The 12,969-nt window shown below is 67.7% G+C and carries 11 protein-coding genes and 1 other RNA gene; 5 read left to right on the top strand and 7 right to left on the bottom strand.

All coding sequences use genetic code 11. The annotated features are described in order from the left end of the window. Nucleotides 1–26 precede the first annotated feature (26 nt). Nucleotides 27–1,364 (bottom strand): glutamine synthetase family protein, encoded by a 1,338-nt coding sequence (locus HMPREF3067_RS00155; protein WP_070767733.1) that lies wholly within the window; start codon nucleotides 1,362–1,364, stop codon nucleotides 27–29. 228 nt (nucleotides 1,365–1,592) lie between these two features. Between HMPREF3067_RS00155 and HMPREF3067_RS00150 the strand changes: the two genes are divergently transcribed. Both HMPREF3067_RS00150 and HMPREF3067_RS00145 read left to right on the top strand, forming a co-directional pair. Beyond that, a complete protein-coding gene (locus HMPREF3067_RS00150; RefSeq protein WP_070767732.1) occupies nucleotides 1,593–2,630 on the top strand; it encodes a DUF2786 domain-containing protein in 1,038 nt (345 codons plus the stop codon). A 149-nt stretch (nucleotides 2,631–2,779) separates the two neighbouring features. Continuing rightward, nucleotides 2,780–4,516 carry a CYTH and CHAD domain-containing protein gene (locus tag HMPREF3067_RS00145; RefSeq protein ID WP_070767731.1) on the top strand — a complete coding sequence of 579 codons (1,737 nt, stop codon included), beginning with the start codon at nucleotides 2,780–2,782 and terminating at the stop codon, nucleotides 4,514–4,516. Nucleotide 4,517: 1 nt separating this feature from the next. On the opposite strand, the gene HMPREF3067_RS00140 is transcribed toward HMPREF3067_RS00145, so the two are convergent. Next, on the bottom strand, nucleotides 4,518–4,730 hold the full coding sequence (locus HMPREF3067_RS00140) for a hypothetical protein (RefSeq protein WP_070767730.1): 213 nt from the start codon (nucleotides 4,728–4,730) through the stop codon (nucleotides 4,518–4,520). Nucleotides 4,731–4,948: 218 nt separating this feature from the next. Here HMPREF3067_RS00140 and HMPREF3067_RS00135 point away from each other — a divergent pair, with 218 nt between their 5' ends. Further along, nucleotides 4,949–6,220, top strand: coding sequence for a galactokinase family protein (locus HMPREF3067_RS00135; protein WP_070767729.1), 1,272 nt, complete (start codon nucleotides 4,949–4,951; stop codon nucleotides 6,218–6,220). 24 nt (nucleotides 6,221–6,244) lie between these two features. Here the strand turns inward: HMPREF3067_RS00135 and HMPREF3067_RS00130 are convergent, their stop codons facing one another. From HMPREF3067_RS00130 to HMPREF3067_RS00110, 5 genes are all read right to left on the bottom strand, one after another. Continuing rightward, nucleotides 6,245–7,657, bottom strand: a complete 1,413-nt coding sequence (locus HMPREF3067_RS00130) for an RNB domain-containing ribonuclease (RefSeq protein WP_070767728.1) — start codon at nucleotides 7,655–7,657, stop codon at nucleotides 6,245–6,247. A 73-nt stretch (nucleotides 7,658–7,730) separates the two neighbouring features. Continuing rightward, an RNA gene (gene rnpB / locus HMPREF3067_RS00125) (RNase P RNA component class A) lies at nucleotides 7,731–8,147 on the bottom strand. Nucleotides 8,148–8,190: 43 nt separating this feature from the next. Continuing rightward, entirely contained in the window at nucleotides 8,191–9,375 is a 1,185-nt protein-coding gene (locus HMPREF3067_RS00120) for a bifunctional RNase H/acid phosphatase (RefSeq protein WP_070767727.1), read from the bottom strand. A 12-nt stretch (nucleotides 9,376–9,387) separates the two neighbouring features. After that, complete coding sequence (locus HMPREF3067_RS00115) at nucleotides 9,388–10,107, bottom strand: zinc ribbon domain-containing protein (protein WP_070767726.1); 720 nt, start codon at nucleotides 10,105–10,107, stop codon at nucleotides 9,388–9,390. Nucleotides 10,108–10,112: 5 nt separating this feature from the next. After that, nucleotides 10,113–11,258, bottom strand: coding sequence for a Nif3-like dinuclear metal center hexameric protein (locus HMPREF3067_RS00110; protein WP_070767725.1), 1,146 nt, complete (start codon nucleotides 11,256–11,258; stop codon nucleotides 10,113–10,115). 111 nt (nucleotides 11,259–11,369) lie between these two features. Between HMPREF3067_RS00110 and HMPREF3067_RS00105 the strand changes: the two genes are divergently transcribed. After that, complete coding sequence (locus tag HMPREF3067_RS00105; protein WP_070767724.1) at nucleotides 11,370–11,864, top strand: low molecular weight protein-tyrosine-phosphatase; 495 nt, start codon at nucleotides 11,370–11,372, stop codon at nucleotides 11,862–11,864. 53 nt (nucleotides 11,865–11,917) lie between these two features. After that, entirely contained in the window at nucleotides 11,918–12,877 is a 960-nt protein-coding gene (locus tag HMPREF3067_RS00100; protein WP_070767723.1) for an SURF1 family cytochrome oxidase biogenesis protein, read from the top strand. The last annotated feature ends 92 nt before the right edge of the window (nucleotides 12,878–12,969 follow it).

The following is a 12,969-nucleotide window of genomic DNA, read 5'->3' as shown; positions in this document are numbered from 1 at the left end:
GCCCCTTTCGCTTGGTTGTTAAAGACTTAGTAGTTCAGGTTGTGGCGCAGCTCGAAGGAGGTGATCTGGCGCTGGTAGGCGTGCCACTCATCCCACTTCGAGCGCAGGAAGAACTCGAAGACGTGCTCGCCCATGACCTCGGCCATGAAATCGGACTTTTCCAGGTGACGCAGCGCCTGATCCAGCGACATGGGCAGGTCCTTGTAGCCCATCGCCCGGCGTTCCCGGCGCGTCAGCTGGTGCACGTCGTCCTCGGCCGGGTCGCCTAGCTCGTAGCCCTCCCGGATGCCCTTGAGCCCGGCGGCCAGCAGGACGGCGTACCCCAGGTAAGGGTTCATCGCGGAATCCACCGATCGAATCTCCACCCGGCGCGACTCCTCCTTGGTCAGCCGGTAGGTCGGCACGCGCACCAGCGCCGAGCGGTTGGACACGCCCCAGGTCGCCGAGCCCGGGGCCTCCGAGCCGAACATCAGGCGCTTATACGAGTTGACCCACTGGTTCGTCACCGCGGACATCTCATTGGCGTGCTCCAGGATGCCGGCGATGAACTGCTTGGCCGTCGTCGACAGCGAAAACTCATCGTCCGGGTCGTGGAAGGCGTTGGACTCGCCCTCGAACAGGGAAAGGTGGGTGTGCATTCCGGAGCCGGAGTATTCCTCGAAGGGCTTGGGCATGAACGTGCCGCGCACACCCAGGTCGGCGGCGACCTTCTTGATGACGTAGCGGAAAGTCATGATGGAATCCGCCATGGTGATAACGTCCGCGTGCCGCAGGTCGATCTCCTGCTGGCCCGGCGCGGTCTCGTGGTGGCTAAACTCCGTGGCGATGCCGAGTTCCTCCAGGTACAACATGGCCTGGCGGCGGAAGCGCGGGGCGGCGTCCTGGGTGGCTTGGTCGAAATAGCCGCCGTTATCGGTCGGCAGCAGGTCTTCTGCCTCGGGACGCTGCTGCAGTAGGTAGAACTCGATTTCCGGCGAGGCCATGCAGGTAAAACCCTCGTTGGCCGCCGCGGTGACCTGCCGGCGCAGGATGTGGCGCGGGTCCACCATCGACGGCTGCCCATCGGGCTGGGCGATGTCGCAGAACATCCGCGCGGACTGCAGCTCCGGCTCGTCGCGGTCGAAGGGCATGATCTGGAACGTCGACGGATCCGGCAGCGCGATTGTGTCGGATTCCGAGATGCGCGAAAAACCTTCCACGGAAGATCCGTCGAAGCCCACGCCTTCCTCGAAGGCAGATTCCAGCTCGGACGGGCTCATCACCACGGACTTGAGCGCGCCCAGGATATCAGTGAACCACAGGCGAATAAACCGGATATCCCGCTCTTCGACGGTACGCAGCACGAATTCATGTTGGCTGTTCATGGACCCCACCTTAGTAGGCCGGGCTCACCAAGGCGGGCTTTGTCGCGGACCAATCCGGTGGGCCATTGCAGGGTGGTCACATTGCCCGCCTGCGGCCAGTAAGCGGGGGTGGCCAGCAGGGGAAGCGGCTGCCAGTGCCCCTTGGCCCGCGTGGTCGGATAAGGCCACCGCAGCACCTACTGAATTTGGGAATTTTAGACCCTAAACAACGAAAGGAACTTCTACCCCATGCGTTTTAGCTACCACCGCCGCCTTGAGCAATTAGCCGACTTCCTCATCCTCGTCGCCCGCGCCGGCTGGCGACCGGAGGATCTGATCCACATCTGCGGGCCATATACCCACCAGATGGTCTTTTACGCCGCCGCCCGCATCCCGGCACATGTGACCAGCCCGGCACTGCGGCACGCCTGGTTGACCATCGGCCCGCCGACCGATCCCACCGTCCCAGACAAAGCCATCGACCAGCTCTTTGAGGATTTTAAGTCCCTGCCCAGCCTGCCCGACTGGGAGCTTTTGGATCCTTCTCAGGCCGCCGAGGCCGCCATGACGTCGGCGCAACGCAAGGCCGCCGGCAAGGTGGACGCCCTGTTGCGCAAGGCCGAGTCCACCGAGTTTCTGGACGAGGCGGAAACGCTCATCGCCAAGGCACAGCAGCTGCGGCAGGAATACCGCCTAGCGGAGGCCTCCGCCGGCGCGGAGACGGAAATGCCTTGTATTGCCCACCGCGTGCACCTGCATGCGCCCTGGGTGGCCTACCAGGCCGTGCTGCTCAGCGTTATCGCCGCGGCGAACTCGGTCACTACCTTGCTGGTGGACAAGCGCGGCCTGGCCGTGCTGGTGGGCGCTCCCGACGACTGCGCGCACACCATGGACCTGTTTGCCAACCTCAACCGCCAGTGCGATTGGCACATGCGCAACGGCGCGGACGCGGAAATGGCCAAGTACTTCAGCCAGACCGCCTCCTACCGCCGCAGCTTCCGCTTGTCCTATGCCGCGCGCATTTCCGAGCTCCTCGAGGAGGCCAACCGCGTCGGTGCGGCCAACGCCGACGGGGGCGCGGAGGGCGACGGCCTCCTGCCCGTTTTGGCCGAGCGCATGGCCGCCGCCCAGGACGCACTGCAGCAGGTCTACCCGCACACCAGCCAGTCGAGCCTGTCGATGAACAACCCGCTGGGCGCCGGCGCCGGGGCCAGCGCCGCGGAACGCTCCCACTTAAGCGGCGACTCCGCCGGACTCGCGCCCCACCAGCGCGCGCTGAGCGCCTAGCCCCCGTTGTGGGGCCTCAGGCGGGCCCGGTGGTTGCCCACGTTTTCCGGATTCCGCGCCGGCGGGTGATGGCTCCGGTACGGAGCAAAATTCAGCCGGGTATGATCGCAGCTAATAGGCACAGCAGTCTTTACAAGGAAAGGGCACCCATGGCAACCAGCAGTTTCCTCGAGATCGAGGCGAAGTTCGCAGTCGCGGAATCCACCCCCACCCCGGATCTGACGCGCCTGGCCCACGTCGCCGGGTATGGGGAATCCACGGAACAGTCCCTATCCGCCATCTACTACGACACCGAGGACCTGCGGCTGACCCGCAACAAGATCACCCTGCGGCGCCGCACCGGCGGCAAGGACGACGGCTGGCACATCAAGCTGCCCGGCTCGACCGGCCGCACCGAGGTCCGCGCCGAGCTCGGCGAGCCCGTCGACGGCGAATACCGCGTCCCGGCGGAACTGCTCAGCCATGTCCGCGCCATCGTGCGCAACCACCCGGTCTCCCCCATCGCCCAGGTTGATAACAACCGCACCGAGACCCTGCTGCTGGGCGACGACGGCCGCCCGGTCGCTGAGTTCTGCGACGACCACGTCACCGCCTGGAGCTTCCTGCCCGGCGGCCAGCAGTCCACCTGGCGCGAGTGGGAGCTGGAGCTGGCCGCGGAAACCGCCGGCACCGACCGCGGCAGCGAGATCATCCGCTCTGCTACCTCCCTGCTCATCGGCGCCGGGGCCCGGGTGTCTGCCTCCCCGTCGAAGCTGTCGTCTGCCCTCGGCCGCTCCAAGGACCAGGCTCCGCTTCCCCCGGCCCTGCGCACCCCGGACGTGGAGGAAGACTCCCCGGCCGCCGCCGTCGTCGAGGCCCTGCAGGCCAACCGCGACAAGCTGGTCGAATACGACCCGAAGGTCCGTGCCGACGAGTGGGATTCCGTCCACCAGATGCGCGTGGCCACCCGCGAGCTGCGCAGCCACCTGCAGACCTTCCACGGGATCGTGGCCGGCCCAGAGATCGAAAAGATCGAGGCCAACCTGAAGGAGCTGGCCGGAATGCTGGGCGTTGCCCGCGACGCCGAGGTCGTCGAGGAACGCTGGCAGTCCCTGCTGGAGGAGGAAGACTCCGACACTCTAGATGAGACCACCCGCCGGCACATCGCCCACGACATGGGCACCGCCTACCGCCGCGCCCACCGTCGCGTCATTGGCGCCCTCAACTCCGACCGCTATCTCGAGCTGCTCGACTCCCTCGACCAGCTGCTGGCCCACCCGCCCGTCGTGGAGGCCCAGCCGGCCGAAACCGAGCCGGAGGCGGCCGCCGATGCCCCCGCCCCGGCCGGCGGTGAGGACACCACCTCCGCCGCGCCCGCGGAAATTGCCCCTGCCGAGGCGGAGTCCGACAAGCCGGAACAGGCCGAGCAGACCAAGCAGGCCGAGCAGGCCGAGCCCGAGGACATGGAAACCGTCATGGCGCGGCACCTGGCCAAGGCCTACCGCAAGCTGGTCAAGCGCCACGAAAAGGCGGTTGTCAACTGGGATAATGAAGAGCTCAGTCTGCACGAGCGCGAAGATTACTTCCACGACATGCGCAAGGCCGCCAAGAAGCTGCGCTACGCCGCTGAGGCGGCGGGCTCGGCGACCAAGCTCAAGACCAAGCGCCTGTACAAGGCCTGCAAGCAGATGCAGTCGGTGCTGGGCGACTTCCAGGACTCGGTGACTTCCCGTGACAAGCTGCTAGAGCTCGCGCAAGCAGCCCGCAGCCGAGGCGAGGACACCTTCGGCTACGGGCTGCTGTACCAGCGCGAACGCCAGATTGGCCTGGAGGCATTGGAGGACTACTCCGAGTCCTTCGACCAGATTAAGGCGGCGTTCAAGCCGCTGAAGAAGAAGCTGAAGTAGATTACTTATCCCACTGGGCGGGCTTGCCCCAGTCGTCTTCTGCTTCCTCGGCTTCATCGGCCGCGGCGTTGCGCTCCGCCGCGGTCTTGAGCGCGTTGCGGGCCTCTTCCTCGGACGAGTACGGCCCCATCCGGTTGTCCCAGGAATCCTGCGGCCCCTGGGTGACTTCACCGGTAGACGGGTTGAAATACCATTGCGAATCCTGCTCGGCCATGGGCTAATCCTCCTTGGTTGACGGGGTTTATTAAGCGATTTAGCGCGGGTTATCGCCCGCGGGATCCCACAGTACTCATCGGGAGTTGTCCGCGCCGCTAGAATGTTTCTGTTAGGACTTCTCGCCCGCCCGCGCCTCATCCCCGCTGAATCTTCGTCACCGACGTCGCTGGCGCCGGACCGGCGAGTGCGACCGCTAATGAAGGAGTATCCCCCGCAATGCCATTTTGGCCCGCCCCGACCGACCACGTCGTCGACAAAGCCCGCGCCGCCCACCACCAACGCGTGGGTGTAGAAGCCGCCCACGTGGCGAGCGCACCGGCGACCTGGTTGCTCATCGGTGAGCACGTTGACCACTACGGGGGCATCGTTGCCGCAGGGCTTTCCGATCTGCGCGCCGCCGCGGCGGTTAGCCCGCGCGAGGATTCAACCATCACCGTGACCTACCGCGTCGACGGCCCCGGCGAACCCCAGGTGCGCGAGGAATCGACGACGCTCGACACCCTGTCCCAGCTGGCTGCGGCGCAGCAGCCCGGCGTCGACGAGGCCGGCCAGCCGGTCCCGCCGCCGTTCCCGACGGGTGGGCTGGCCGAGCGCTTCGGCGGCGTGGTCAGCACGATGGTCTCCCGGCAGTTGCTCTCCCGCGAGACCACCGGAGTGGACATCACCGTGGTCACTGACATCCCTACTTACTCCGGCCTAGGTGGACTGGCGGCCGCCGATGTCGCCGTGGCCCTAGCCATGCTGGGCGGCAACGAGGATCCCCACGATGCCCCGCTGCGCGCCCGCGTAGCCGAGGTCTGCTCCCAGGCCGTCAATTCCTTCGCCGCCCTGCCGGCGCTGCGCGCCCGCCACACCGCGGCCCTGCGCGGCAACGGCCGGCAAGTTTCTATCATCGATTACGCCGACGGTTCCGTAACCCAGGCCCCGCACCCGCTGGGCGACAAGCTGCACGCCTTCGTCGTCGCAGTCCCGGACTCCACCCCGGGCCCGCAGATTGGGGTTGACCTACGCATCCGCCAGCGCTTCGTCGACAACGCCTGCCACGCCTTCGGCACGGAGAGCCTGCGCCTGCTGCCGGACGCGTCCTCGCGCGTTCTGGACTGGTTGGACGCGGTCCACGAGGTGCACCCGGAACAGGACCACCCCGAGCACGCCGATGCCGCCAGCTGGCTCGGTTTCTACGCCGCCGAGACCGACCGCGCCCTGGGCATCGCGCGCTCGCTGCGCTCCCGCCGCGGCGCGGACTTGCTGCCGCTCCTCCACCAGTCGCAATCGGCGCTGGGCAGCATCTACCACCTGCCGGTGGCTGCCGAGGTCGCCGAGCTGGTCACGGCCCGCGGCGCGGTGGCAGCCCGCGCGGCCGCGGCCGGCGTGGCCAACTCGGTCATCGCCTACGTGCCCGCCGAACGCGCGCAGAATTTCTCTCAGGATCTCGCCGACGACGGCCTGCTCGTCGTCCCGGTCAACCCCGGCGAGCCCGCCGCCTAATCGACCGGTCCTAGTCGGCCGGTTCTAGTCAGCCGGCCAGGCGAATTTCACTGCGCGCTCTTCCGGCTCCGCGGTGACCAGGGAAACCGAGGTCTCGCTGCCCGGCTCGGGCGCGCCCACGCACTGCCCGATGACCGGTGGCTCGTTGACCAAAAGGCGGGCGGTCTCGCGCTCGGCGTTCCTGGAGAGCACCACCGCCGAGAAATTCGTGCCCACCCACGGCTCCAGGACCGTGGCCTCGGTCAGCTGCAGGCACGCCTTGTCCACCTGGGAGGCCAACTGGGAGCTCCGCCGCATCGATGCCACCGCCTCCTCACCGTCCGCCTGCACCCACTCGGGGACGTCGGTGCCGGCGCAGATAGCCAGGCAGACTTCCAACCCAAACCGGTCGATGAGCCGGCGCAGCGGCGCGGTCACGTGCGCGTAATAGCCGCCGATGCCCGCGTGGATCTGCCCCTCGTCGCGCCCCAACAGGGCGTAGTCCGCCCCGCGCAGTAGCCGCAGAGCCTCGCGCATGACCGCCATCCCCCGAGGTGAGCTGGCATCCACCCTGCGCAGGAACTCGGAGATGCTAAGCTCACCCAACTCGAAGCCCAGGGCGCGGGCCTCGGCACGGAACTCCTCCTCGGCCTCGGGGCTGGCACCTGGCAGGGTGCGCAGGAAACCCACGCCGTGGCTGTGCATGAGCTGGCCCGCGCACATGCCGGCCATCAGGGAAATCTCGGAGTTATAGTCCATGACCTCGTGGCGCGGCTCGATCTCTAGCTCGAAGCGCCCGTCGGCGTCTTCGACGACCCGCTGCGACGGGATGCGCAGCGAAATCGCCTCGCGCCGCAGCGCGGAGGCCTGCCGCAGCTGGCCTACCTCCGGCAGCAGGCGGATGGCCGAGTTCATTCGCCCGTGTACTAGGTCCTCGTGGACGCCGTCGTAGTCCAGCCGCGCCCGGGAGCGTACGAGGGCGCGCTCGACGAAGAAGTCGGTCACCTCCCCGTCCGTGTCCAGGTCGAAGCTAAAGAGCACGGCCGGCCTGTCCACGCCTTCCAGCAAGGACGCGCGGTCCTCGGACAGCACGGGTGGGTGCAGGCGGGCTGGCGAATCCGGCAGGTAGATGGTCTGGCCGCGGGCCATGGACTCCGCGTGCACGGCCGCCGGTGCCTCTTCGCCGGTCCCGCCCAGCCAGGCGCCCACGTCGGCAATGGCGTAGTAGACGCGGTAGCCGCCCGCGGTCCCGCTGGTGATGTAGACGGCCTGGTCCAGGTCCTTGGAGCCCGGCGGGTCGATGGTGACCAACGGCAGATCGCGGGCGTCTCGGCGGCTGGCGGCAAATTGATCGACCGCCGCGCGGGCCTGATCGGTGACGTGTTCGTCGAAGTCACGGGAGACCTGGAATTCCGCGGCGACGTTATCAAAGTCCAGCGGCGCAGCATACAGCTTCATACCGGCTCATTGTTCCACAGGCGCCCCACTCCCGCGCGCCAGTGTGAGCAACGGAAAATGAAAAGGTGCGGGGCGAATGAGCCGGCCTGTGAGCCGGATTCTGTCCGCGCGGGGCGGTTGCCCGTCCCCGGCGTGGTAAACATCCATCTGGGTCGACCATTGCTGGCCGCCTCAAGCAGCTACCTTCAGGCTCGGGTGAGCAGCCCTCAAACACCTGATCGGGCCTGCCCAAAAGGCAGGCCGTGATGCCTTGCTCCCGGTGGGGTTTACCCAGCCACCCCAGTCACCTGGGGTGCTGGTGCGCTCTTAACGCACCGTTTCACCCTTACCTGGATTGCTCCAGGCGGTCTACTTTCTGTTGCACTTGCCCGCGGGTTGCCCCGGGTTGCTGTTAGCAACCACCGTGCTCTGTGGAGTCCGGACTTTCCTCGGCGCCTGCCTGCCCCAACACGTGGGGCGGTTCATTTGCCGCGTTTACCCGGCCGACTCACTCGCGCGCTTTAGTCTAGTCCGCGCGCGGGCCGGCGTGAAAATTAGCTCTGGCCCGCATCTAGCCCGGACAGGTGGCCGGCGTCGTTGACGCAGCGCACCAGCGCGCCGTCGTCCCAGAACTCCACCTCGGACAGCGAGGCAAGATCCAAAAAGAAGCGATCGAACAGGCTGGGCCCGCCGCCCAGGCCCTGCGCGACAAGCGACTTGATCGGGTTAACGTGGCTCACCAGCAGGATGGTCTTGCCCGCATAGCGCTTGACTAGCTTCTCCCGCGCCTGGCGCACCCGGCGGTGCAGCTGCTGCAGGGACTCCCCGCCCGGCGTGGATACCGCGGTGTCTTCCAGCCACTTAGCGTGCAGTTGCGGGTCGCGCTCGTGGGCCTGGTTAAAGGTCAGCTTCTCCCAGGCGCCGAAGTCGAGCTCGATGAGCCCGTCGTCGGTGCCCACGTCCAGGCCTAGGACCTCGCCGACGGCCCGCGCGGTTTCTTGGCACCGGCCCAACGGGGAGGCCACCACCGCCGCGACCTGGCCGTCCTCGCCCGTACCGAAGCGGCTGGCTAGGGCCTGCGCGGCGGCTAGGGCCTGACGGCGGCCGAGCTCGGTCAGCGGCGGGTTGGAGTGTCCGGAGTACTGGCGCTGCGCCGACATCTTGGTTTGCCCGTGGCGCAGCAGCACCATCCGCGTGGTTTCCCCGCGCTCGCCCAGCCAGTCGTTGGGCGCCGGCCCGCCGTGCTCGGTCGTGCCTACGGCGTCGTCGTCCGTACCCGCATCGTCCTCGATGCCGCCCTCGATACCGCCGACGATGCCGACCGCGTGGCCGGCGGCCGCCGCGTCCATGGCGTCGTTGGACAGGGCGTCGGCGACCTTGTTCTTGGCGCGCGGCACCCAGGCCAGCTGGAAGTCGCCCAGGCCGGCTACCAGCTTGTGCGCCTGCATGGCCAGCTTCTGCATGTCGGGGTGCTTGATCTTCCAGCGCCCGTTCATCTGCTCGACGACGAGCTTGGAGTCCATGTAGAACTCGACCTCGGTGGCGCCCAGCTCGCGGGCGGCTTCGAGCCCGCGCAGCAGGCCGTTGTACTCGGCGACGTTATTGGTCGACTGCGTGCCGACCACGTAGGCAATGGTGCGCAGCACCTCGCGGCCGTCGGCGGCGTAGACCACCGTGCCGGAGCCGGCCACCCCGGGATTGCCGCGGGATCCGCCGTCGGCGTAGATGATTACCTTCATGGCGCCGGCCGCCTAGGACTGTCGGATGAGGTAGGTGCCGCACTCGGGGCACTGCGGGACTTCGTCGTCCGGCGCGTTGCGCACCGCGGACTGGTCCGCCGGCGGGAGCACGATGAAGCAGCCGCCGCAGGACTTCTGCGCCTTAAACTCGGCGGCACCGACGCTGTTTTCGGCGCGCTGGTCGTCGAAGATCCGCAGCGCCTCGCCCGGCAGCTGACCGCGCAGCTGCTCGATTTCCACGCGCGGGTCCGGCTGGTTGGCGGTCGCGGCCTGGGCCGCCTCCGCGGCGCGGCGGGCCACGTCGAGCTTGCGGGCGGCCTCGTCGCGCTGCGCGCCCTGGGAGTCGCGGTTGTTGCGCAGGGCGTGGATCTCGTTGTGGGCTTCCTGCAGTTCGCTCATCAGGTCAGCGATGCGCGACTTCGCCGCGTAGCGGTCGTGCTCCAAGTCGCGGCGCTTGTCCGGATCCAGCTCGGCGGACAGCTGCTTGCGGTCGTCGCGCTCGCGGGCGCGCAGCTTGCGCTCGTCGGCCTGGATGCGCAGGATCTCGTTTTCCATATCGTCCACAGCCATTTGGGCGGATCCGGCGGAATCCACCAGGCGGGCGTACTCGCGCTCGGCGCTAGCCAGCTCCTCCTGCTCCGGGCTCTGGCGCTCCTCGGCGCCGAAGTCGACGGCGCGCTGCAGATTGGCCAGCTTCAGCAGCACGGCCTGGCTCTCAGGTAGCAGCTTCATGTCCTTTATTCTCCTTCCGAATGTAGCGACACGGTCCACGGATCGGTGCGAATTTCTAGGACTTCGCAGTCTAGCCCGGTCTTGCCGGCGACCACGTCGCGGGCCTGGTAAGTCCAGGGGAACTCGCTGGCCCAGTGCGCGGTGTCGATGACCGCGGGGCCGCCGGCGCGCAAGTGCTCGTCGACGGGGTGGTGCCGCAGATCCGAGGTCACGTAAACGTCGACACCTAGTTTAGCCGCCTGGTCCAGGAAGCTATCGCCGGCACCGGAGCTAACAGCCACGGTCTGGATGAGCTGTTCCGGATCCCCGGCCGCGCGCACGCCCCAGACGGTCTCCGGCAGGGCGTTGGCCACCTGCTGGGTAAATTCCCGCAGTGTCATCGGCTCCGGCAGGCGGCCCACCCGCCCCAGGCCGCAGGCCTGATCCAGGTCCACGGGGTTGGCGGTCTCCATGACGTCGTAGGCGGGGACCTCGTAGGGGTGGGCATCGATAAGCGCGGCCCGGATGGCGCTGCGCCGGGACGAAGGTGCGACAAATTCCACGCGGGTCTCGGCCCCTCGGTGGAGGGTGCCGATCTCGCCCTCGGTGGGGTTGGCCCCCGGCAGAGGCTCGAACTGGCCGGTGCCGGCGATGTCGAATGAGCAGGCGCGGTAGTTGCCAATCTGGCCGCCCCCGGTGGCGAAGAGGGCCTCCTTGACCCGGTCGGCAGCGTCGGTCGGCACGTGCACGCCCCACTTGTCCATCACGTCTGGGTCCTTGACCACGATGGGCCGGCCCGGGGTGATGCCGACCAGCTCGGCCAGCTTGTCGTTGACGCCGGGCCGGGCGGAGTCGGCGTTGGTGTGGGCGGCATACAAAGCCACGCCCCCGCTGAGCAGGGTGTGGACGACCTTGCCCTTCGGCGTGTTCGCGGCCACCGAGGTCACCCCGCGCAGCAGCAGCGGGTGGTGGACGACGAGCAGCTGCGCACCGGCATCGACCGCCGCCTGGGCGACCTCAAGCGTGCAGTCCAAGGCGAAGGCCACCTTGGTGACCGGGGCGTCCGGGTCGCCGCAGACCAGGCCGACGGCGTCCCATTTTTCCGCCAGCGCCGGCGGGTAGGCCGAATCCAGGTGGTGACAGACTTCTCCCACGGTGGCCGTAGTGGTCATACTTTTTATGCTCCTTTAGCGTTGGCAGGTCCTAACGGTATATCCTAACTGCGTTCTCCGGTTGTGTAAGCAGCCCCCACTAATCGAGCTAAAGGTGAGAATTCCCCGCTGATGGTTGTTTCTGAGACTGATCCCCGCCTCCACATCGTCTTCGTCTGCACGGGCAATATCTGCCGCTCCCCCATGGCCGAGGTCATCATCCACGACGCCGTGGAGTCCGCTGGGCTTGACGATGCCGCGCGCATCACCTCCTGCGGCCTCGGCGGCTGGCACGTCGGCCAGGGCGCCGACAAGCGCGCCATCGCCGAGCTGCGCCGCGGCGGCTACGACGGCAGCGCCCACCGCGCCAGCCAGCTGGCCGCCGAGGACCTAGACGCCGACCTCATCGTCGCCCTGGATACCGGCCACTTGGCCACCCTGCGCGAGCAGGCCCCGGCGCCGGACAAGGTCGTCCTGCTGCGCGACTTCGACCCGGATTCCGCCCCGGGGTCCTCGGTGGAGGATCCCTTCTACGGCGACGAGGAGGATTTCGCCCGCACCCGCCAAGCCATCGAGGCCGCCGCCGACGGGCTCTTGGCTTGGATTCGCGACCATGCCCGTGACTAGACTGGGCATTCGTGGGTACTCGGACTAAGCAGACGGCGCCGGACAGCGAGCCGGTGCGCGCGCGGCAGCAGACGGCGTGGTGGAAGACTTTCCTCAAGCCCAGCTGGGTTTTCCTGCTGCTGTTCGTGATCGTGTTTTCCTACCTAGCCTTCACGGTGCTAGCACCCTGGCAGCTGGGTAAGGACGACGACATCGTCGAGCGCAATGAGCACATCACCGCCGCCTATGAGAAAGATCCTGTCCCGGCGGACGAGATCCTGGGTGATAACGGCGCGATCGAAGGCGGCGAGGAGTGGTCGCGCGTTATCCTGCGCGGGCAGTACCTGCCGGACGATGAGGTGCTGGTGCGCCTGCGGCCGGTGGCCTCCGGGCCGTCCTACCAGTCCCTGATCCCCTTCCGCACCGACGGCGGCCAGACCATCCTGGTCAACCGCGGCTGGGCGCCGGCCGGCGAGGCCAACGCCGTGCCGGAAATCGCCCCCGCCCCCAGCGGGCCGCAGGAGATCATCGGCATGGTCCGCCAGCACGAGGCCGAGCATTCCTCCGCCCCCGTCGAGCGCGACGGCTACCCCCAGGTCTATTCCATCAATCCGCCCCAGGTCGGCAAGCTCATCGATGCCGACCTCGGGCTCGACTACGTCCAGCTCACCGAGGATCAGCCGGGCGTGCTCAACCCCATCCCGATCCCGCAGATGGACCGCGGCAACCACCTGTCCTACGGCTTCCAGTGGATAGCCTTCGGCATCATGGCCCCGCTGGGCCTGGGCTATTTCGTCTGGGCCGAGATCCGCGAGCGGCGCCGCGTCCGCGACGAAGAAGCCGAGATGGCCCAGCTGGACGCCGCCGACGCGCAAGGTGGCCCGGCCACTGACCCGGCCGCAGCCGCTGGTTCGACCGCGGACGCCAAGGCCGCGGCCGCCGAGGCCCACGAGCGCCGCATGCGCGCCCGCTACGGCGAGTCCAAGCCGGACTTCTACTCGAAGTTCGCCAAGCGGAACAAGGAACGCTTCTAGCGGCGCTGATAGCGCGCAGTTAGCACTGCTGTCCAGACACGAGAAAGGCCCTGCCCGGATAATGAACTGCTCCCCATTAGTTGGACTGAGAA

It is taken from the genome of Corynebacterium sp. HMSC04H06 (assembly GCF_001815935.1).
GTDB lineage: Bacteria > Actinomycetota > Actinomycetes > Mycobacteriales > Mycobacteriaceae > Corynebacterium.
This window is presented reverse-complemented; position numbering and strand designations above follow the sequence as displayed.